The sequence below is a fragment of the Saccharomonospora azurea NA-128 genome, from assembly GCF_000231055.2.
Taxonomy (GTDB): Bacteria; Actinomycetota; Actinomycetes; order Mycobacteriales; family Pseudonocardiaceae; genus Saccharomonospora; species Saccharomonospora azurea.
Genome location: NZ_CM001466.1, coordinates 1,356,900 through 1,376,104, shown reverse-complemented (window position 1 = coordinate 1,376,104; position 19,205 = coordinate 1,356,900). Strand labels below are relative to the sequence as shown.

The window sequence follows — 19,205 nt, the reverse complement described above, 5'->3', positions numbered from 1 at the left end:
CCGGTGCGCCGTTCGTCCCGTTTCCGGCTCCCCGGTCCGCGCAACCGGCGGTGGAGTGTCGCTCGCCAGCTGCTCGTCCTGCAGCTCAGCGTCGTGGGCGTGCTGGTGATCGGGGGCACCTCGCTGGCGTACTTCGACGCCGCGGGCACCGTGGAGGACAACGCCACCGAGGAGGTCGTGTCGGTGGCGATCACCCTCGCCGACTCTCCCGACGTGCGGACGGCGGTGTCGCGGCCGAACCCCAGCGCGACGTTGCAACCGTTCGCCGAGCAGGTCCGCACCGACACCGGCGTCGACTTCGTCACGATCATGAACCCTGACCGGACCCGGTACACGCACCCGAATCCCGACCGCATCGGCGAGCCGTTCATCGGCACCATCGAGCCGGCCCTGCGCGGACGCCTGGTCACCGAGACCTACACGGGAACGCTCGGTCCGTCGGTGCGTGCGGTCGCACCCGTGTTCGTCGACGGCGAGGTCGCGGCACTCGTGGCCGTGGGCATCACCGTGGAGGCGATCTCCACGGAACTCGCGCAGAGGCTGCCGCCCGTGTTCGGGGTCGCCGCGGGCGCCCTCTTCGTGGGGGCGATCGGCAGCGTGGCCGTGAGCAATCGTCTTCGAGCGCAGACCCGCGGCGTGGCCCCGGACGATCTGAGCCGCATGTTCGACTACTACGAGGCCATCCTGCACTCGGTGCGGGAAGGGCTCGTTCTCGTCGATCGCGACGGGCGGGTGGGCCTCTACAACGACGCCGCCGCCGAACTGCTCGACCTGCCGGGTGACGTCCGCGGCGTCGAGGTGTCCGAGCTCGGGCTCGCCGACGCGCTCACCCGCACCTTGACCGCGGAGGACGCGGTCGTGGACGAACTCCACGTCACCGAGACCCGGGTGCTGCTCGTGAACACGGTCCCGGTGCGCTCCCGCGGTCGGGCGATGGGCAACGTCGTGACGTTGCGCGACCACACCGAGTTGCAGTCCCTGACGGGGGAGTTGGACACCGTGCGGGGGTTCGCCGAGTCGCTGCGGGCCCAGGCACACGAGTCGGCGAACCGGCTCCACGCGGTGGTGTCGCTCGTCGAACTCGGTCGCACGGAGCAGGCGGTCTCGCTCGCGACCTCGGAGCTGCGCACCGCTCAGGAACTCACCGACCGCGTGCTCGGCGCGGTGTCGGAACCGGTGCTGGCGGCCCTGCTGCTGGGCAAGTCGAGCGAGGCCGCCGAACGCGGGGTCGAACTCGTCATCACCGACGACACCATCCTCGACGACGTGAGCGTGACGATCGACCCACGAGACGTCATCACGGTGCTCGGCAACCTCGTCGACAACGCCGTGGACGCCGCGGTGGAGACGGCGGCCGAGCGGGCTCCCACGGTGCGGGTGTCGGTGCGGGCCGACGACGGGACGCTCGCGGTCCGGGTCGCCGACAGCGGTCCGGGCATCGACCCGGACGTCGGCTCGCGCATCTTCCGCCGGGGATGGTCGACGAAGTCGGGTGGTGGCAAGACGGGGCGCGGGCTCGGCCTCGCGCTCGTCGGCCAGACCGTGCGCAGGCTCGGCGGTACCGTCTCCGTCTCGAACGCGGACGACGGAGGAGCCGTATTCACCGTCCGTGTTCCTCTCCGCGTCAGTACGGGCCACCCTCAGTAACTCTTTAGGCTGAAGGTGGAGGCGTCTGGATGATCAGTGTGCTGGTGGTCGAGGACGACCCCGTGGCAGCCGATGCGCATCGCGCGTTCGTCGAACGGGTCTCGGGTTTCACCGTCGCGGGAGTCGTGCACTCGGGAGGAGCGGCCGTGCGGTTCTGCCGGGCGCACCGAGTCGACCTCGTCCTGCTCGACTTCTATCTGCCCGACACCCACGGTCTCGCCGTGTGCCGGGCGTTGCGCGCCACGGGTGCGCCCATCGACGTGATCGCGGTGACGTCCGCGCGGGAACTGTCCGTCGTGCGCGGGGCGGTGTCCGCGGGCGTGGTGCAGTATCTGCTGAAGCCGTTCACCTTCGCGGCGTTGCGGGACAAGCTCGACAGCTACGCCCGGTTCCGCGAGCGCGTGGCCAGCCCCGGCGAGGCCAGTGGGCAGGCGGACATCGATCGTGTGCTCGCGACCCTGCGCACCCCTGGCCACGGTTCGACGCCGAAGGGGATGAGCACGGCGACGCTCGACGCGGTGACCGCCGTGCTCGCCGAGTCGACGGGAGGTCTGTCGGCCACCGCCGTCGCGGAGGCCACCGGTGTCGCCCGCGTCACGGCCCGTCGCTATCTTGAGTACCTCGCCGATCATGGATTCGCCCGCCGGCACCCGCACTACGGGACGGTGGGCAGGCCCGAGGTCCGGTACGTGTCCGTCGGACCCAGGGCCTCCGACGACGGCGGGCTCGGGCGTTCCCCCGAGGCGTCCTAGGCGGCACAGATGTCGACGGGCCGGCAGGGCCGGGCGACGGGAAGGGTGCGACGAACACGATGAGCACTTCGCGTAAAGAGGCGGTCAGCACGCCGGAGGCGCCGGCCCCGGTGGCGTCGTACTCGCAGGCCGTGCGCAAGGGAAACATTCTGCAGGTGGCGGGTCAGGTCGGTGTCGACCCGGCGACCGGCGAGCCCGCCGACGGTGGTGTGGCCGGACAGACCCGCCAGGTGTTCGCCAACCTGCGCGCCGTGCTTCGTGCCGCGGGCGCCGATCTCGACGACGTCGTCATGCTGCGGGCCTATCTCACCGACACCGCGCACTTCGCCGAGTTCAACGCCACCTACAACGAGCTCGTCTCCGAGCCGTACCCGGCCCGCACGACGGTGTACGTGGGTCTGCCCGGCCGGCTGCTCGTGGAGATCGACGCGCTCGCGGTGCTGGACTGACCGGGAGGGCGGTCAGTACACCGGCCCGGTGTACTTCTCGCCCGGTCCCTGACCCGGTGCGTCGGGCACGGCCGAGGCCTCGCGGAACGCCTTCTGCAACGACTGCAGACCGTCGCGCAGCGGAGCGGCGTGCAGCCCGAGGTACTCGCCGGACGCGGTCACCAGACCGGCCAGCGCCGTGATGAGCCGTCGCGCCTCGTCCAGGTCGCGCAGCGGGCTGGAGTCGGGGTCCTCGTCGGCGAGCCCGAGACGTTCCGCGGCCGCGGACATCAGCATCACCGCCGCCCGGCTGATCACCTCCACGCTGGGAATGGCGCTCAGTTCGCGCACGTTCTCGGTGTCCGGCGTGTCGGCTGCTCCCGCGGAATCCCGAGCGGGCTCGGAAGCGTTGAAAGAGTCGTCTTGCACGTCTGGTACGATTCCATGTGCGACCAGCCTCCGAGGCATCGGGGGCCGCAAGTGGAGCCCCGCTCCCACCCGAGTCGCCGTCTCAGGCGTCCGGGTCCGGTCACGCGACTGCGAGTGGCATTGTCTTTGCCGCTTCGACGCGGTCGCGCGAAGTGTCCCGTTTGGGGACGCTGATCGGAACGAGGGCCCCGCACACGGTACGCGTGTCGGGGCCTGTGGCATGTGGGCACCAGGTCGAGACAGCAGAATGACCGGCACTTGGACCAAGGAGGCCCCATCAGCTCCGAGACGCGCATCAACGAGCGCATCCGCGTCCCCGAGGTTCGCCTCGTGGGACCGAACGGTGAGCAGGTCGGCATCGTCCGTATCGAGGACGCGCTGAGGCTCGCCCAGGAGGCAGACCTCGATCTCGTGGAGGTCGCCCCGCAGGCACGCCCGCCGGTGGCGAAGCTCATGGACTACGGCAAGTTCAAGTACGAGAGTGCTCAGAAGGCCCGTGAGTCCCGCCGTAACCAGCAGCTCACCGTGATCAAGGAACAGAAGCTGCGTCCCAAGATCGACCCGCACGACTACGCGACGAAGAAGGGACACGTGTCCCGCTTCCTCGAGGCGGGCAACAAGGTCAAGGTGACGATCATGTTCCGCGGGCGTGAGCAGTCGAGGCCGGAGCTCGGGTTCCGCCTGCTGCAGCGTCTCGCAGACGACGTGTCCGAGTTGGGTTTCGTGGAGTCGAAGCCGAAGCAGGACGGCCGCAACATGATCATGGTTCTGGCGCCGCACAAGAACGCCAAGGCGAAGTCGAAGGCGACGAAGGACGCGGACAGCGACGAGTCGTGACGCGCTGCCGCCCGGTTCTCCACGGGCGGCAGGCAGTCCGCTCGCCAGTCGCCGGCAGTACCGCCACCACGCAGCAGCACACCGGTGATCGGTGTGCTGTCGTATGAAAGAGGTAAGAATGCCGAAGAACAAGTCCCACAGCGGGATGTCGAAGCGCGTCCGAGTGACGGGCACCGGCAAGATCCGGCGCCAGCAGGCCGGCCGCAGGCACCTCATGGAGAGGAAGTCGAGCAGGCTCACCCGCCGGCTCGAGGGCACCACCGAGGTCGCCGCTTCGGATGTGCGCCGCGTGAAGCGGATGCTCGGTCGCTGAATCAGCCCCGCCGTAACAACCCGGGGCGCTCGGACCGCGCCCCCCGACACGACAGGATGGACCCGTGGCACGCGTCAAGCGGGCGGTCAACGCCCAGAAGAAGCGTCGCGCAACTCTCGAGCTGGCCAGTGGCTACCGCGGTCAGCGCTCGCGCCTGTACCGCAAGGCCAAGGAGCAGACGCTCCACTCGCTCAACTACGCCTACCGCGACCGCCGCGCCCGCAAGGGTGACTTCCGCCAGCTGTGGATCACCCGGATCAACGCGGCCGCTCGGCAGAACGGCGTCACGTACAACCGCTTCATCCAGGGCCTGAAGGCTGCTGGTGTCGAGGTCGACCGCAAGATCCTTGCGGACATCGCCGTGAACGACGCCGCCGCGTTCGCCTCGCTCGCCGAGGTGGCGAAGCAGAACCTGCCCTCCGACGAGAAGAAGTCGGCCTGAGCACCAAGCATCAACGGCCCGGGGATGTCCCCTTCACACACCGGACGCCCCGGGTCGTTGCTGCGCGCCGCCTGACGCGACGCTCGGCGCGCGTGGAGGCGGGTCGCTTCCTCGCCGAGGGTGCACAGGCGGTGCGGGAGGCCCTGAGCTACGGCCGCGTGCACGAGCTGTTCGTCACCGACGAGGCGGCGGAGCGGCATCCCGAACTCGTCGCCGAGGCGGCGAGGGTGTCGAGGATCAACGCCCGCGCGGCGGAGTTGCTGTCCGAGACGGTCACGCCGCAGGGCATCGTGGCGGTGTGCGACACGGTCACGGTCGACCTCGACGCCGCGCTGGGCCGGAGTCCGCGGCTGGTGGCGGTCCTGGTGGACATCGCCGACCCGGGCAACGCGGGAACCGTGCTGCGCGTGGCCGACGCCGCGGGCGCCGACGCCGTGGTCTTCGCGGGCCGGTGTGTGGACGTGCACAACGGCAAGTGCGTCCGTGCCTCCACCGGGAGCCTGTTCCACCTTCCCGTCGCCGCGGAGCCGGATGTCGACCGTGTCCTGGAGGCGTGTGGGCGAGCGGGGTTGACCACGGTCGCCGCACACGGATACGCGGAAGCGGATCTGACCACGGCCGCCGTGCTCGACCGGCCGACCGCGTGGCTCTTCGGCAACGAGGCACACGGCCTGAGCGACGAGGTGCTCGCGAGGAGCGACAGCGCGGTGCGGGTTCCGTTGTACGGCAAGGCGGAGAGTCTCAACCTCGCCACGGCCGCAGCGGTCTGCCTCTACGCCAGCGCCGTTCGGCACCGATCCTGACGGAGGGTGACGGACGGCCGCCCGTGGCGCTCACCTAGAATTCCGCGTGTACCGCTGACGTGCGCTCACGCTCGCGTACAGCCTTTTCAACGTGGAGCGGACGTTCGAGGAGCTATGTCCGAAGCCTTGGATAAGCAGGAACCGGAGTCGGCCGACAGGGTCGCGCCCGAGACGTTGAGGGCGGCCGTCGACGCGGCGAAGAAGGAGTTCGCGGACGCCGCGGACCTGGATGCGTTGGCGGCGGTGAAGCCTGCGCACTTCGGCGACCAGGCCCCGTTGTCTCTCGCGCGCCGGGCCATCGGATCGCTCCCGAAGGAGCGGAAGTCCGAGGCGGGCAAGCTCGTCAACCAGGCTCGCCAGGAGGTGCAGGCGGCGTTCGAGGAGCGTCGTGCGGTGCTTCAGGCCGAGCGGGACGAGCGGGTTCTGCGCGAGGAAGCGGTCGACGTGACGTTGCCGTGGGATCAGATCCCGCGAGGAGCACGTCACCCCATCAGCACGATCGCCGATCGCGTCGCCGACGTGTTCGTCGGCATGGGGTACGAGGTCGCCGAGGGACCGGAACTCGAAGCCGAGTGGTTCAACTTCGACGCGTTGAACTTCGGCAAGGACCACCCCGCGCGCCGCATGGCCGACACGTTCTACGCCGGGCCCGAGGGCTCCAACCTGGTGCTGCGCACGCACACCTCGCCGGTGCAGGCGAGGGCGCTGCTGCACCGCGATCTTCCGGTGTACATCGTCTGTCCTGGCCGGACGTTCCGCACCGACGAGCTCGACGCGACGCACACGCCCGTGTTCCATCAGGTCGAGGGCCTCGCCGTGGACAAGGGGCTCACGATGGCGCACCTGCGGGGCACGCTCGACGCGTTCGCCAAGGCGATGTTCGGCGAGGAGTCCGGCACCCGATTCCGCCCGCACTTCTTCCCGTTCACCGAGCCCTCCGCCGAAGTGGACGTGTGGTTCCCGGAGAAGAAGGGCGGGCCCGGCTGGGTCGAGTGGGGTGGCTGCGGCATGGTCAACCCGAACGTCCTCCGGGCCTGCGGTGTCGACCCGGACGTCTACTCGGGCTTCGCCTTCGGCATGGGGCTGGAGCGCACCCTCATGTTCCGCAACGGGATCCCGGACATGCGCGACATGGTGGAGGGGGATGTGAGGTTCACCCTCCCCTTCGGAACGGAGGCGTGAATGACGCAGGCTTGTGTGGCGCGTTGTTCGCGCCGACCGGGTGCGGGTGGCCCGCAGGAAACGGAGGCGTGATGAAGGTTCCTGCCAGTTGGCTCAGGGAGCACCTGGAGCTCGGCGAGGACGTCACGACCGACGACATCGCCAACGCCTTCGTGAAGCTGGGCATCGAGGTCGAGGGCGTCGAGGTCGTCGGTGAGATCGAGGGTCCGCTCGTCATCGGTCGGGTCGTCGAGATCGAGGAACTGACCGGGTTCAAGAAGCCGATCCGCTACTGCCGTGTCGACGTGGGTGAGAGCGCCGACCCGGAGAGCGGCGAGGAGGTCGACCCCACCAAGCCGCCCACCAACGGCATCATCTGCGGAGCCACGAACTTCGCCGAGGGCGACCTCGTGGTCGTCGCTCTGCCCGGAGCGGTGCTGCCGGGCGGTTTCGAGATCTCCGCGCGCAAGACCTACGGGCACGTGAGCGAGGGCATGATCTGCTCCGTCCGCGAGCTCGGGATCGGCGACGACCACGCCGGAATCCTGGTGCTGCCGTCGGGGACGGCCAGTCCGGGAGACGACGCGCGCGAGGTCCTCGACCTCGTCGACGTGGTGTTCGAGCTGACGCCCACACCCGACCTCGGCCACGCGCTCTCGGTGCGAGGCCTCGCACGGGAGTTGGCGTGCGCGTTCGACGTTCCCTACGGTGACCCGGCCCATGTCGAGGTCCCGGAGGGTGAGGGCGACGCGTGGCCGGTGCGGATCGAGGACCCGGAGGGCTGCGCTCGGTTCGTGCTGCGCCGGGTGACCAACCTCGACGCGGGAGCGCCGACGCCGTGGTGGATCCAGCGGCGCCTGCTCCTGGCGGGAATGCGGCCGATCTCGCTCGCCGTGGACGTCACGAACTACGTGATGCTGGAGCTCGGGCACCCGCTGCACGCCTTCGACACGGCGGCGGTGAAGGGCGACCTCGTGGTGCGGCGCGCGCAACCGGGCGAGACGTTGACGACGCTGGACGACCTGGAGCGCACGCTCGACCCGGACGACGTGGTCATCGCCGACGACACCGGCGTGATCTCGCTCGCGGGCACGATGGGTGGCGCCAGCACCGAGATTCGGGACGACAGCACGGACGTGTTGCTGGAAGCGGCGCACTGGGACCCGGGCTCGATCAGCCGGACAGCACGTCGGCACGGCCTGTTCTCGGAAGCGGCGCGTCGGTTCGAGCGCTTCACCGACCCCGAGCTGTGCGCGGTCGCCGTGGAGGTCGCCGCTCGGCTGCTGCGTCAGTACGGCGACGGCAGCATCCGTCCCGGACGCACCGACGAGGGACGCGTCCCGCAGGCCGAACCGATCACCATGCCGATCAGCCTTCCCGACCGCGTCGCCGGCGTGTCCTTCGATCGTGGCGTCACGGTGCGCAGGCTCACGCAGATCGGGTGCAAGGTGTCGGTCGGCACCGGTGAGGACGGCACCGCCGTGGTCACCGCGGTGCCGCCGAGCTGGCGTGGCGACTTCACCCAGCCCGCGGATCTCGTCGAGGAGGTCCTGCGGCTCGAGGGCTACGACCTGATCCCGTCGGTCCTGCCCGCGGCTCCGGCCGGGCGCGGGTTGACGGCGGCACAGCGACGCCATCGGTCGGTCGCGCGTGCGCTCGCCGAGGCGGGCTACGTCGAGGTTCTGCCGTTCCCGTTCGTCTCGCCGACCGTGTGGGACGACTTCGGGCTGGCCGACGACGATCCGCGTCGGCACACCGTGTCGGTCTTGAACCCGCTGGAGACGGAGCGGAACCAGCTCACGACGACTCTGCTGCCGGGGTTGTTCGAGGCGTTGCAGCGCAACGTCTCGCGCGGTTTTCGGGACGTCGCGCTCTTCCACCTGGGTCAGGTGGTTCTCCCGGAGGCGGACCAGGTCGGTGCGCCCGATCCGGGCGTGGACCAGCGGCCGTCCGACGAGGAACTCGCCGCTCTCGAACAGGCGGTTCCCCACCAGCCGCTGCACGTCGCGGTCGTGCTGGCCGGAGAACGGCGACGGTCCGGTTGGTGGGGAGACGGTGAACCCGCGTCCTGGGCGGACGCCGTCCAGGCCGCCCGACTGGTGGGCGAGGTGTCGGGTGTCGAGCTCGACATCGAGTCGGCCGAGACCATGCCGTGGCATCCGGGCCGGTGTGCTCGCCTGTCGGTCGACGGTCGCACCATCGGCTTCGCAGGGGAGTTGCATCCCAAGGTCGTCGAAAAGCTCGGGCTGCCGAAGCGGACCGCGGCGATGGAGCTCGATCTGGACGCGGTGCCCGTGGTGGACCGCCGGCCCGCGCCCTCCGTGTCTCCGTACCCGCCGGTGTTGCTCGACGTGGCGTTCGTCGTCGATGCCGACGTCCCGGCTGCGGCTCTCGCGGCTGCTCTGCGAGAAGGCGCGGGCGAGCTCGTCGAGGACGTGTCGCTGTTCGATCTCTACGAGGGTGAGCAGATCGAGGAGGGGAAGCGGTCGCTGGCCTACAAGCTGCGTTTCCGCGCACCCGACCGCACTTTGACGGGCGAGGAGGCCACGAAGGCCCGTGACGCCGCCGTGGCACTGGTCGGTGACCGCTTCGGCGCGGTACTTCGGGGCTGACGGCGTGTGGCCGCCCGTCGTGGGCGGCCGGCACGTCAGCGCCTGTGCCGGAGTGCCTCCCTGCGGGAGAGCGGCGAGAGTGCCGGGTGGTCGTCCGCGAAGGCGACCACCCGGGTGGGATCGGTTGGGCGTACTGCCGTAGCGCCCAACCGATGGCCATGCGCAGGAGGAAGTCGGGGTCGGCGAGGTTCGCCTCGATGCACTCCGTCAACAGTGCGGTGTCGGTCTGCCCTCCGGAGGCATTCTGGCGCAGCACTGCGGTGCGATGTTTCCAACGGTCGTCGTCGCGGGCCCACGCGCGCAGAACCGGTGCCACGCTTTCGAAGTCGGCGCGCAGGAGGGGGCCGATGCGGTTGACGGCGATCTCGTCGACGTAGTCCCACCACGCTCCCGTCACGATCAGGTGTTCGTAGAGCGGCAGCAGATCGGTGTGTTGCCGGCGCGCGTAGGCGCGGTGTCCGGTGAGGTCGAGGGCGAGGTAGCGCTGCTCGCGGTGGGTCGCGCCGTCCCAGAGTGCGAGGACGGCCCGTCGCTACTCGTCGCGGTCGTCCAGGCGGAACTCGTCGACGAGTTGCCGGGCGAGCGCACATCGCCGGGGTGCGGGTACGCCGCGGAACGGCAGCTCGGATTTCATGTAGCGCTGCATGGCGACCGCTTTCCGGGGATCTTCCAGCGCGGCCAGCCTCTGCCGGGCGGTATCGATGACGACGATCACGGCGGTGGCGCCGGCTGTCTCAGGCGCACCCATGGTTGTCACTCGTTCCGGGAACTGCGGGACGTGACCATCGGCCGATAGTATCGAACATATGAGCGAGTCGCGAACCCGGAAGCCCCCCGCTTCTGTGTGGTCTTGCATGGTCATGCATAATCATTCGTATGGCGGTGAAGGTAGCGGTGGCCGGTGCGACCGGCTACGCGGGTGGAGAGTTGTTGCGTCTCCTGCTCGCGCACCCGGAGGTCGAAATCGGTGCGCTGACAGCGGCGAGCAGTGCCGGCACTCTCCTCGGGCAGCACCAGGCACATCTCGGGCCGCTGAGCGACCGCCTCGTCCAGGAGACCACAGCGGAGACGCTCGCAGGGCACGACGTGGTGTTTCTCGCCCTGCCCCACGGGCATTCCGGTGAGATTGCCGCCCAACTGGGGGAGGGCACACTCGTCATCGACCTGGGTGCCGACCACCGCCTGACGGATTCCTCCGCATGGGAGCGGTGGTACGCGAGCGAACATGCGGGGACGTGGCCCTACGGGCTCCCCGAACTGCCGGGTGCGCGCGAGCGTCTGCAGGGCACTGCTCGGATCGCGGTGCCGGGATGCTTCCCGACCGGGGGTTCGCTCGCCCTCGCTCCCGCGTTGGCGGCCGAGTTGGTCCTGCCGGAGGTGACGATCGTGTCCGTCACCGGCACCTCGGGTGCCGGCAAGAGCCTGAAGCCGCACCTGCTCGGGTCCGAGGTGATGGGCTCCGCGAGCGCGTACGGCGTCGGCGGCACGCACCGGCACACGCCCGAGTTCGTGCAGAACCTCAGCGCTGTCGCCGGCCGTGCGGTGTCCGTGTCGTTCACCCCGGTGCTCGCCCCCATGCCCCGCGGCATCCTCACCACGGCCACCGCACCTCTCGCGGAGGGCGTGACGCTGGAGACCGTGCGGGCGACGTACGAGAAGGCCTACGGCACGGAGCCGTTCGTCTCGCTCCTTCCGGACGGAGCGTGGCCGACGACCGCGGCCACGGTCGGCTCGAACATGGTGACGATGCAGGTCGCGGTGGACTCCGACGCGCAACGCCTCGTCGTCGTCTGCGCGCTCGACAACCTCACCAAGGGCACGGCGGGCGGAGCCGTGCAGTCCATGAACATCGCCCTCGGTCTCCCGGAGACCACCGGGCTGCCGATGACGGGAGTCGCACCATGACGGTCACCGCACCCAAGGGGTTCCGGGCCGCTGGCGTCGCGGCGGGACTCAAGTCCAGCGGCAAGCCCGACGTCGCGCTCGTGGTCAACGACGGTCCTTCGGACGTCGCGGCGGCCGTGTTCACCACCAACCGGTGCAAGGCCAACCCGGTGCTCTGGAGCGAGCAGGTGATGGCCGATCGCCGCGCGAAGGCCGTCGTCCTCAACTCCGGGGGCGCCAACTGCTACACCGGGCCGACCGGCTTCCAGACCACCCACGCGTCGGCGGAGCTGGTCGCACAACGGCTCGGTACCGGAGCCGGCGACGTCGTCGTGTGCTCCACCGGCCTGATCGGCGAACAGCTGGACCGCGCTGCGCTGAGCACGGGCATCGAGTCCGCGGTGGAGGCGCTCTCGGAGGACGGTGGCCCGGCCGCGGCCGACGCCATCATGACCACCGACACTCGCAGCAAGCAGGCTGTCCGCGAAGGCACCGGGTACACGATCGGCGGCATCGCGAAAGGCGCGGGCATGCTCGCCCCCGCGCTCGCGACGATGCTCGTCGTGGTGACCACCGACGCGGTCGTCGACGCGGAGACGGCGGATCGTGCCCTGCGCGCCGCCACCGGCGCGACGTTCGACCGGCTCGACTCCGACGGCTGTATGTCGACCAACGACACCGTGCTGCTGATGTGCAGCGGCGCGTCCGGCACGACTCCGGAGGCGGAGGAGTTCACCTCGCTGCTGACCGAGGTGTGTCACGACCTCGCGCAGCAGTTGCTGCGTGACGCCGAGGGCTCCGAGCACGACATCGCGATCGACGTGATCAACGCGGCGACGGAGGACGACGCGCTCACGGTCGGCAGGGCGATCGCGCGCAGCAACCTCTTCAAGACCGCGGTCTTCGGCAAGGACCCGAACTGGGGCCGGATCCTCGCCGCGGTCGGCACGACCGACGCCACCTTCGACCCGGCGGCGCTCGACGTCGCCTTCAACGGTGTGTGGATCTGTCGTGGCGGCGAACCGGGCGAGTCGCGGGACGCCGTGGACCTGTCGAACCGCGAGGTCACGGTCACCGTGGATCTCAAGGCGGGAGAGCAGTCGGCGACCATCTGGACCAACGACCTGACCCACGCGTACGTGCACGAGAATTCGGCCTACTCGACATGATCGACGAACCTTCCCTCGTTCCCGCCGACGAACGCCTCGCCACTGCGGCGCAGAAGGCGGAAGTCCTCATCGAGGCTCTCCCGTGGTTGCAGCGGTTCCACGGTGCCACCGTCGTCGTGAAGTACGGCGGCAACGCGATGATCGACGACGCGTTGAAGCGCGCCTTCGCGAAGGACATGGTGTTCCTTCGGCTGGCCGGTCTGCGCCCGGTCGTCGTGCACGGTGGCGGTCCGCAGATCAGCGCGATGTTGAAGCGGCTCGGAATCGGCGGCGAGTTCAAGGGCGGACTGCGCGTGACCACCCCCGAGACGATGGACGTCGTCCGCATGGTGTTGGTCGGGCAGGTGAGCCGCGAGCTGGTCGGGCTCATCAACGCCCACGGGCCCTACGCGGTCGGGATCTCCGGTGAGGACGCCCGGCTGTTCACCGCCGAGCGGACACAGGCCACAGTGGACGGAGAGGCCGTCGATGTGGGTCTGGTCGGCGACGTCGTGGGAGTGAACCCGGAAGCGGTGCTCGACATCGTGAACGCGGGCCGCATTCCCGTGGTGTCCACTGTGGCGCCCGATGCGGACGGGGTCGTGCACAACGTCAACGCGGACACCGCGGCCGGATCTCTCGCGGCGGCGTTGCAGGCCGAGAAACTGGTGGTGCTCACCGACGTGGAGGGGCTGTACGCGAACTGGCCCGACCGTTCGTCACTGGTGGACCGCATCGACGCCGACGAGCTCGAGAAACTCCTGCCGAGTCTCGCGAGCGGAATGATCCCGAAGATGGAGGCGTGCCTGAGGGCCATCCGGGGTGGAGTGCGCCGTGCGCACGTGATCGACGGGAGGCTCGCGCACTCCGTGCTGCTGGAGGTCTTCACGTCGCGCGGCGTCGGAACCATGGTTTTGCCCGGCAAGGGGGATGACGATGTCGAATGAGCAGGCTCAGGCGCGCTGGCGCGCCACGATGATGAACAACTACGGGGCCCCGGAGCTGAACCTCGTCCGCGGCGAGGGTGCCGTGGTCTGGGACGCCGACGGCCGACGGTACGTCGACTTCGTCACGGGCATCGCGGTCAACGCGCTCGGCCACGCGCATCCGGCCGTGGTGTCGGCGGTCACGAGGCAGATCGCCACGATCGGCCACACGTCGAACCTCTACAGCAACGAACCCTCGCTGGCACTGGCCGAGCGGCTGCTGCGCCTGTCGGGCGCGGACGACGGCAAGGTGCTCTTCTGCAACTCCGGTGCCGAGGCAGTCGAGGCCGCGTTCAAGTTGGCGCGGCGTACCGGCCGGACCTCGGTCGTCGCGACCGAGGGAGGCTTCCACGGGCGCACCATGGGTGCGCTGGCGCTGACGGGGCAACCCGACAAGCGCGCGCCGTTCGAGCCGTTGGTTCCCGGTGTCCGGCACGTTCCCTACGGCGACGTCACGGCGCTCGAGAACGCCATCGACGACGGCACCGCGGCGTTCGTGCTGGAACCCGTCCAGGGGGAGAACGGCGTCCTCGTCCCCGGTGACGACTATCTGAAGGCGGCCAGGGAGATCACCAGCCGGCACGGTGCCCTCCTCGTGGTGGACGAGGTCCAGACGGGGATCGGCAGGTTGGGGACTTGGTTCGCCTTCCAGCGGGCGGGAATCCAACCGGACGTGGTGACGCTGGCGAAGGGACTCGGCGGTGGCCTGCCCCTCGGCGCGTGTCTGGCCTTCGGCGAGGCCGCGACCCTCTTCGAGCCGGGACAGCACGGTACGACCTTCGGCGGCAACCCGGTCTGCTGCGCCGCGGGACTGGCCGTGCTGGACACGATCGAGGGCAACGGCTTGCTCGAGCACACCACGGCACTCGGGAAGGAGCTCTCGGCGGGCGTGGCACGCCTCGACCACCCGCTGGTCAGCGCGGTGCGTGGTGTGGGTCTGCTGCTCGGCGTCGTCCTGAGCCGACCGGTGTCGTCGGCGGTCGCGTCGGCGTTGCGCGACCAGGGTTTCCTCGTGAACCCGGTCAAGCCCGACGTGGTCAGGCTGGCGCCGCCACTGATCGTCAGCCGGGAGCAGGTGGACGCTCTGCTCGCCGCACTGCCCGAGGCGCTCGACGCCGCCACACCGAAGGACGACTGAGATGCCACGCCATTTCCTCCGAGACGACGACCTCACCCCTCGCGAGCAGGACGAGGTGCTCGACCTCGCCGCGCGGTACAAGGAACAGCCCTACGGTGACGCGCTGGCCGGACCGAAGGCGGTCGCGGTCATCTTCGAGAAGAACTCGACGCGGACGCGCTTCTCCTTCGAGGTGGGAATCACTCAGCTCGGCGGTCACGCCGTCGTCGTGGACGGCCGCACCATGCAGCTCGGCCGCGAGGAGACCATCGGCGACACCGCGCGAGTGCTGTCCCGGTACACCGACCTCGTGGTGTGGCGGACGTTTGCCCAAGAGCGGATCGAGGAGTTCGCGGCGGAGTCCACCGTCCCGGTGGTCAACGCGCTGACCGACGAGTTCCACCCCTGCCAGGTCCTCGCGGACCTCCTCACCGTGCGGGAGCGGAAAGGCACCCTCGCGGGCCTCACGCTGACCTACCTCGGTGACGGCGCCAACAACATGGCCCACTCCCTGATGCTGGGCGGAGTCACGGCCGGCATGCACGTGCGGGTCGCGGCGCCGGAGGGCTTCCACCCGGCGCCCTGGGTCCTCGACCTCGTCGCCAAGCGCGCGGAGGAGACCGGGGGCAGTGCCACGGTGTTCACCGATCCGCGCGCGGCGGTCGACGGAGCCGACGTCGTCACGACGGATTCGTGGACGTCCATGGGCCAGGAGGGCGACGGCAAGGACCGCAGGACACCGTTCCTGCCCTACCAGGTGAACGCGGACCTGCTCGCCCAGACCGGCAAGGACACCGTCGTACTGCACGACCTGCCCGCGCATCGCGGCTGGGAGATCACCGACGACGTGATCGACGGACCTGCCAGCGCGGTCTGGGACGAGGCAGAGAACCGCTTGCACGCTCAGAAGGCGCTTCTCGCCTGGCTGGTCCGGCAGGAGCGACGATGACCGCGCAGTCCCACAGGATTCCGGCAGCGGGCGGAATGAACCGCGCTCGACGGCACGCCCGGATCACCGAGCTGGTCTCGAGCATGGCCATTCGCAGCCAGACGGAGCTCGCGAAGCTGCTCGCCGCGGAAGGCATCGAGGTGACGCAGGCGACGTTGTCGCGCGACCTCGACGAGCTGGGTGCCGTGAAACTCAGGGGCGCCGACTCCGGTGCCCCGGTCTACGTGATTCCCGAGGACGGGAATCCCGTGAAGGGCGTGCAGGGAGGCACGACGCGGCTGTCCAGGTTGCTGGCCGAGTTCATGGTCTCGGCGGATGCCTCGGGCAACCTCATGGTCTTGCGCACCCCGCCGGGCGCTGCGCAGTTCTTGGCCAGCGCGATCGACAGGGCAGCGCTGGAGGAGGTCGTCGGCTCCATCGCCGGCGACGACACGATCGCGGTGATCGCCAGGGAACCGTTGTCGGGCCAGGACCTGGCCGCACGGTTCACCGCACTGGCACAGCGATCGTCGAACGCGGACACGAACGTGATTGAGGAGAAGGACAATGACTGAGCGGGTGGTGCTCGCGTACTCGGGCGGGCTCGACACCTCCGTGGCGATCGGGTGGATCGCCGAGGAGACCGGCGCCGAAGTGGTGGCCGTCGCCGTGGACCTCGGGCAGGGTGGTGAGGACCTCGAGACCATCCGCAAGCGCGCGCTGGACTGTGGTGCGGTCGAAGCGGTGGTGGCCGACGCGCGCGACGAGTTCGCCGACGAGTACTGCCTTCCGGCGCTGCAGGCGAACGCGCTGTACATGGACCGGTATCCGCTGGTGTCCGCGCTGTCCCGGCCGGTGATCGTCAAGCACCTCGCCGAGGCGGCCAAGTACCACGGCGCCACCACGGTGGCCCACGGCTGCACGGGCAAGGGCAACGACCAAGTGCGGTTCGAGGTGGGCATCGGTGCGCTCGCCCCGGACCTCGACGTGCTCGCCCCGGTGCGTGATTTCGCCTGGACCCGGGAGAAGGCCATCGCCTACGCCGAGGAGCGCAACCTCCCGATCGACGTCACGAAGAAGTCGCCGTTCTCGATCGACCAGAACGTGTGGGGTCGCGCGGTGGAGACGGGGGTTCTGGAGGACCTCTGGAACGAGCCGCCGAAGGAGGTCTACTCCTACACGCAGGACCCGACGACGCATTTCCAGGCGCCCGACGAGGTGGTCATCACCTTCAAGCAGGGTGTTCCGGTCGCGATCGACGGCAAGCAGGTCACCGTCCTGGAGGCGATCCAGGAGATGAACCGTCGCGCCGGCGCGCACGGCATCGGCAGGCTCGACATGGTGGAGGACCGGCTCGTCGGCATCAAGAGCCGGGAGGTCTACGAGGCGCCCGGCGCCATCGCGTTGATCACGGCGCACCAGGAGCTGGAGAACGTCACGGTCGAGCGTGACCTGGCCCGGTTCAAGCGGCAGGTCGAGCAGCGCTGGGGCGAGCTGGTCTACGACGGCCTGTGGTTCTCGCCGCTGAAGGACGCGCTCGACGGGTTCATCGCGAAGGCCCAGGAGCACGTCACGGGCGACATCCGGATGGTCCTGCACGGTGGCACGGCCACCGTCACCGGCCGGCGGAGCGAGGAGTCGCTGTACGACTTCAACCTCGCCACCTACGACGAGGGCGACACGTTCGACCAGTCGCTGGCGAAGGGCTTCGTGCAGCTGTGGGGCCTGCCCAGCAAGATCGCCGCGAAGCGGCAGCAGAGCAAGAACAACTGACGCGACACGTCACGGGAGCGGTGAGGCCACTCGGCACGGCGACGTGCGGGTGGCCTCACCGGTACCCGGCAGCCCGGGAGGGGACAGGATGAAGCTGTGGGGTGGCCGGTTCGCCGGTGGACCGGCCGAGGCGATGGCGGCCTTGTCCGCGTCGACCCACTTCGACTGGGTACTGGCGCCGCACGACATCGCGGGTTCGCGAGCGCATGCCCGCGTGCTGCACCGTGCCGGTCTGTTGACCGATACGGAGCTCGACGACATGCTCGCGGCTCTCGACCGGCTCGCCGCCGACGTGGAGTCGGGTGCCTTCACCCCGACGGTTGCCGACGAGGACGTGCACACCGCGCTGGAGCGGGGCCTGCTCGAACGGGCGGGCGAGGAACTCGGAGGGAAGCTGCGGGCGGGCCGGTCACGCAACGACCAGGTGGCCACGCTCTTCCGCATGTGGTTGCGCGACGCGGCACGCCGCGTGACGTCCGGCACGCTCGACGTCGTCGACGCGCTGGTCGAGCAGGCCGCCCGTCATCCGGAGGCCGTGTTGCCCGGCCGCACCCACCTCCAGCACGCCCAGCCGGTGCTGCTCGCCCACCACCTGTTGGCGCACGCCCAAGCGCTGCTGCGTGATCTCGGCCGGTTGCGCGACTGGGACGTCCGCGCGGCCGAGTCGCCGTACGGTTCGGGTGCCTTGGCCGGTTCGTCGCTGGGACTCGACCCCGAGGCGGTCGCTCACGAACTGGGCTTCCCGACTTCGGTGGACAACTCGATCGACGGCACGGCCTCCCGTGACTTCGCCGCCGAGTTCTGCTTCGCCGTCGCGATGCTGGGCGTGAACCTGTCCCGCATCGCCGAGGAAGTCATCATCTGGAACACGGCCGAGTTCGGCTACGTGACTCTCGACGACGCGTGGGCCACCGGCAGCTCGATCATGCCGCAGAAGAAGAATCCCGACGTCGCCGAGCTCGCGCGGGGCAAGGCCGGACGGCTGATCGGCAACCTGACCGGTCTGCTGGCCACGCTGAAGGCCCAGCCGCTCGCCTACAACCGCGACCTGCAGGAGGACAAGGAGCCGGTCTTCGACTCCGTCGCCCAGCTCGAGCTGCTCCTCCCCGCGATGGCGGGAATGATCGGCACGTTGACCTTCCACACCGACCGGCTCGCCGAGCTCGCCCCGGCCGGGTTCACGCTGGCGACCGACATCGCCGAGTGGCTGGTCCGCCAGGGCGTCCCGTTCCGGGTCGCTCACGAAGCGGCGGGGGAGTGCGTGCGCGTGGCGGAGAGCCGAGGCGTGGGCCTCGACGACCTCACCGACGAGGAGCTCGCGCAGATCCACCCGGTCCTGACGCCCGAGGTGCGCACGGTGATCAGCGTGCACGGTTCGGTGGCCTCGCGAAATTCGCGTGGCGGAACGGCTCCCGAGCGGGTCGCCGAGCAGAAGAAACGGCTGGTGGCCCGCCTGGATGATCTCCGCGCGTGGGCGACGCGGTAGCGGACGCTTCCCATTACGCTGGTCGCGGCGGCGTCGGCAAGGGAGTGCAGTGACGGACGATGTTGTGACGGGGCGGGTGATCAGGCGGGAGGACCTCGCCATCGACCCGATCGACCTCGCGTTGAGCCTGCTCGGCTGTGAGATCGAGTCCCGCAGCGATCAGGGAACCGTCCGGGTGCGGCTCGTGGAGGTCGAGGCGTACCGCGGGTTGGACGACCCGGCGTCGCACTGCTATCGCGGTCGCACGCCCCGCAACGAGGTGATGTGGGGCCCGGCCGGGCATCTCTACGTGTACTTCGTCTACGGCATGCACTTCTGCGCCAACGTCGTCGGCCTGAACGACGGGGAACCCGGCGCCGTGCTGCTGCGGGCCGGTGAGGTGGTCGAGGGCCGTGAACTGGCCCGGTCGCGGCGGCCGACGGCGCGCGGTGGCGGTCTCGTGGCGAAGGGCCCGGCGGT

The 19,205-nt window shown here is 69.8% G+C and carries 19 protein-coding genes and 1 pseudogene (1 of these 20 only partly in view); 18 read left to right on the top strand and 2 right to left on the bottom strand.

Translation table 11 applies throughout. From position 1 onward, the window contains the following. Positions 1-3: 3 nt before the first annotated feature. The 3 genes from SACAZDRAFT_RS06210 to SACAZDRAFT_RS06200 are packed head-to-tail and all read left to right on the top strand — an operon-like array spanning position 4 to position 2,848. A complete protein-coding gene (locus SACAZDRAFT_RS06210; protein ID WP_005439746.1) occupies positions 4-1,647 on the top strand; it encodes an ATP-binding protein in 1,644 nt (547 codons plus the stop codon). Between the two features lie 29 nt (positions 1,648-1,676). Next, positions 1,677-2,399, top strand: coding sequence for a response regulator transcription factor (locus SACAZDRAFT_RS06205; protein ID WP_005439745.1), 723 nt, complete (start codon positions 1,677-1,679; stop codon positions 2,397-2,399). A gap of 59 nt (positions 2,400-2,458) precedes the next feature. Next, entirely contained in the window at positions 2,459-2,848 is a 390-nt protein-coding gene (locus SACAZDRAFT_RS06200) for a RidA family protein (protein WP_005439744.1), read from the top strand. Positions 2,849-2,860: 12 nt separating this feature from the next. On the opposite strand, the gene SACAZDRAFT_RS06195 is transcribed toward SACAZDRAFT_RS06200, so the two are convergent. Beyond that, complete coding sequence (locus SACAZDRAFT_RS06195; RefSeq protein WP_005448917.1) at positions 2,861-3,256, bottom strand: DUF1844 domain-containing protein; 396 nt, start codon at positions 3,254-3,256, stop codon at positions 2,861-2,863. A 258-nt stretch (positions 3,257-3,514) separates the two neighbouring features. Here SACAZDRAFT_RS06195 and infC point away from each other — a divergent pair, with 258 nt between their 5' ends. The 6 genes from infC (at position 3,515) to pheT (ending at position 9,424) form a co-directional block, all read left to right on the top strand. Continuing rightward, positions 3,515-4,093 carry a translation initiation factor IF-3 gene (gene infC, locus SACAZDRAFT_RS06190; RefSeq protein WP_005448915.1) on the top strand — a complete coding sequence of 193 codons (579 nt, stop codon included), beginning with the start codon at positions 3,515-3,517 and terminating at the stop codon, positions 4,091-4,093. Between the two features lie 118 nt (positions 4,094-4,211). Then, a complete protein-coding gene (gene rpmI / locus SACAZDRAFT_RS06185; RefSeq protein WP_005439740.1) occupies positions 4,212-4,406 on the top strand; it encodes a 50S ribosomal protein L35 in 195 nt (64 codons plus the stop codon). Positions 4,407-4,470: 64 nt separating this feature from the next. Next, entirely contained in the window at positions 4,471-4,848 is a 378-nt protein-coding gene (gene rplT, locus SACAZDRAFT_RS06180; protein WP_005439738.1) for a 50S ribosomal protein L20, read from the top strand. Next, complete coding sequence (locus tag SACAZDRAFT_RS06175) at positions 4,845-5,651, top strand: TrmH family RNA methyltransferase (RefSeq protein ID WP_198283924.1); 807 nt, start codon at positions 4,845-4,847, stop codon at positions 5,649-5,651. The genes rplT and SACAZDRAFT_RS06175 overlap by 4 nt, the downstream gene beginning before the upstream one ends. Positions 5,652-5,765: 114 nt before the next feature. After that, positions 5,766-6,833, top strand: coding sequence for a phenylalanine--tRNA ligase subunit alpha (pheS, locus tag SACAZDRAFT_RS06170; RefSeq protein WP_005439733.1), 1,068 nt, complete (start codon positions 5,766-5,768; stop codon positions 6,831-6,833). 71 nt (positions 6,834-6,904) lie between these two features. Further along, complete coding sequence (gene pheT / locus SACAZDRAFT_RS06165) at positions 6,905-9,424, top strand: phenylalanine--tRNA ligase subunit beta (protein WP_005439731.1); 2,520 nt, start codon at positions 6,905-6,907, stop codon at positions 9,422-9,424. Between the two features lie 35 nt (positions 9,425-9,459). On the opposite strand, the pseudogene SACAZDRAFT_RS06160 reads toward pheT, so the two are convergent. Beyond that, positions 9,460-10,172: pseudogene (locus SACAZDRAFT_RS06160) on the bottom strand (DNA alkylation repair protein). Positions 10,173-10,300: 128 nt separating this feature from the next. Here SACAZDRAFT_RS06160 and argC point away from each other — a divergent pair. The 9 genes from argC to SACAZDRAFT_RS06115 all read left to right on the top strand — a co-directional run. Then, positions 10,301-11,329, top strand: a complete 1,029-nt coding sequence (gene argC / locus SACAZDRAFT_RS06155; protein WP_005439729.1) for an N-acetyl-gamma-glutamyl-phosphate reductase — start codon at positions 10,301-10,303, stop codon at positions 11,327-11,329. Then, positions 11,326-12,477 carry a bifunctional glutamate N-acetyltransferase/amino-acid acetyltransferase ArgJ gene (gene argJ / locus SACAZDRAFT_RS06150; RefSeq protein ID WP_005439727.1) on the top strand — a complete coding sequence of 384 codons (1,152 nt, stop codon included), beginning with the start codon at positions 11,326-11,328 and terminating at the stop codon, positions 12,475-12,477. Before argC ends, argJ begins: the two co-directional genes overlap by 4 nt. After that, complete coding sequence (gene argB / locus SACAZDRAFT_RS06145; RefSeq protein WP_005439725.1) at positions 12,474-13,403, top strand: acetylglutamate kinase; 930 nt, start codon at positions 12,474-12,476, stop codon at positions 13,401-13,403. The genes argJ and argB overlap by 4 nt, the downstream gene beginning before the upstream one ends. Beyond that, positions 13,393-14,580, top strand: a complete 1,188-nt coding sequence (locus tag SACAZDRAFT_RS06140) for an acetylornithine transaminase (protein WP_005439723.1) — start codon at positions 13,393-13,395, stop codon at positions 14,578-14,580. The genes argB and SACAZDRAFT_RS06140 overlap by 11 nt, the downstream gene beginning before the upstream one ends. A 1-nt stretch (position 14,581) precedes the next feature. After that, positions 14,582-15,508 (top strand): ornithine carbamoyltransferase, encoded by a 927-nt coding sequence (argF, locus tag SACAZDRAFT_RS06135; RefSeq protein ID WP_005439721.1) that lies wholly within the window; start codon positions 14,582-14,584, stop codon positions 15,506-15,508. Further along, entirely contained in the window at positions 15,505-16,062 is a 558-nt protein-coding gene (locus SACAZDRAFT_RS06130) for an arginine repressor (protein ID WP_005439719.1), read from the top strand. The genes argF and SACAZDRAFT_RS06130 overlap by 4 nt, the downstream gene beginning before the upstream one ends. Further along, positions 16,055-17,260: an argininosuccinate synthase gene (locus SACAZDRAFT_RS06125; protein ID WP_005439717.1), complete on the top strand. Its 1,206-nt coding sequence runs from the start codon at positions 16,055-16,057 to the stop codon at positions 17,258-17,260. The genes SACAZDRAFT_RS06130 and SACAZDRAFT_RS06125 overlap by 8 nt, the downstream gene beginning before the upstream one ends. Positions 17,261-17,348: 88 nt before the next feature. Then, on the top strand, positions 17,349-18,746 hold the full coding sequence (gene argH / locus SACAZDRAFT_RS06120) for an argininosuccinate lyase (protein WP_005439715.1): 1,398 nt from the start codon (positions 17,349-17,351) through the stop codon (positions 18,744-18,746). Positions 18,747-18,795: 49 nt separating this feature from the next. Continuing rightward, positions 18,796-19,205, top strand: the 5' portion of a protein-coding gene (locus tag SACAZDRAFT_RS06115; protein ID WP_176662510.1) for a DNA-3-methyladenine glycosylase. Its footprint extends 229 nt past the window's final position; 410 of the gene's 639 nt are visible here — the first part of the coding sequence; its start codon is at positions 18,796-18,798; its stop codon lies off the right edge, out of view.

What these genes read in the sequence shown, in the direction of transcription:
- SACAZDRAFT_RS06205 (WP_005439745.1), top strand. Translation starts at nt 1,677, where the DNA reads ATGATCAGTGTGCTGGTGGTCGAGGACGACCCCGTGGCAGCCGATGCG.
- SACAZDRAFT_RS06200 (WP_005439744.1), top strand. Translation starts at nt 2,459, where the DNA reads ATGAGCACTTCGCGTAAAGAGGCGGTCAGCACGCCGGAGGCGCCGGCC.
- rpmI (WP_005439740.1), top strand. Translation starts at nt 4,212, where the DNA reads ATGCCGAAGAACAAGTCCCACAGCGGGATGTCGAAGCGCGTCCGAGTG.
- pheS (WP_005439733.1), top strand. Translation starts at nt 5,766, where the DNA reads ATGTCCGAAGCCTTGGATAAGCAGGAACCGGAGTCGGCCGACAGGGTC.
- pheT (WP_005439731.1), top strand. Translation starts at nt 6,905, where the DNA reads ATGAAGGTTCCTGCCAGTTGGCTCAGGGAGCACCTGGAGCTCGGCGAG.
- argC (WP_005439729.1), top strand. Translation starts at nt 10,301, where the DNA reads ATGGCGGTGAAGGTAGCGGTGGCCGGTGCGACCGGCTACGCGGGTGGA.
- argJ (WP_005439727.1), top strand. Translation starts at nt 11,326, where the DNA reads ATGACGGTCACCGCACCCAAGGGGTTCCGGGCCGCTGGCGTCGCGGCG.
- argB (WP_005439725.1), top strand. Translation starts at nt 12,474, where the DNA reads ATGATCGACGAACCTTCCCTCGTTCCCGCCGACGAACGCCTCGCCACT.
- SACAZDRAFT_RS06140 (WP_005439723.1), top strand. Translation starts at nt 13,393, where the DNA reads ATGTCGAATGAGCAGGCTCAGGCGCGCTGGCGCGCCACGATGATGAAC.
- argF (WP_005439721.1), top strand. Translation starts at nt 14,582, where the DNA reads ATGCCACGCCATTTCCTCCGAGACGACGACCTCACCCCTCGCGAGCAG.
- SACAZDRAFT_RS06130 (WP_005439719.1), top strand. Translation starts at nt 15,505, where the DNA reads ATGACCGCGCAGTCCCACAGGATTCCGGCAGCGGGCGGAATGAACCGC.
- SACAZDRAFT_RS06125 (WP_005439717.1), top strand. Translation starts at nt 16,055, where the DNA reads ATGACTGAGCGGGTGGTGCTCGCGTACTCGGGCGGGCTCGACACCTCC.
- argH (WP_005439715.1), top strand. Translation starts at nt 17,349, where the DNA reads ATGAAGCTGTGGGGTGGCCGGTTCGCCGGTGGACCGGCCGAGGCGATG.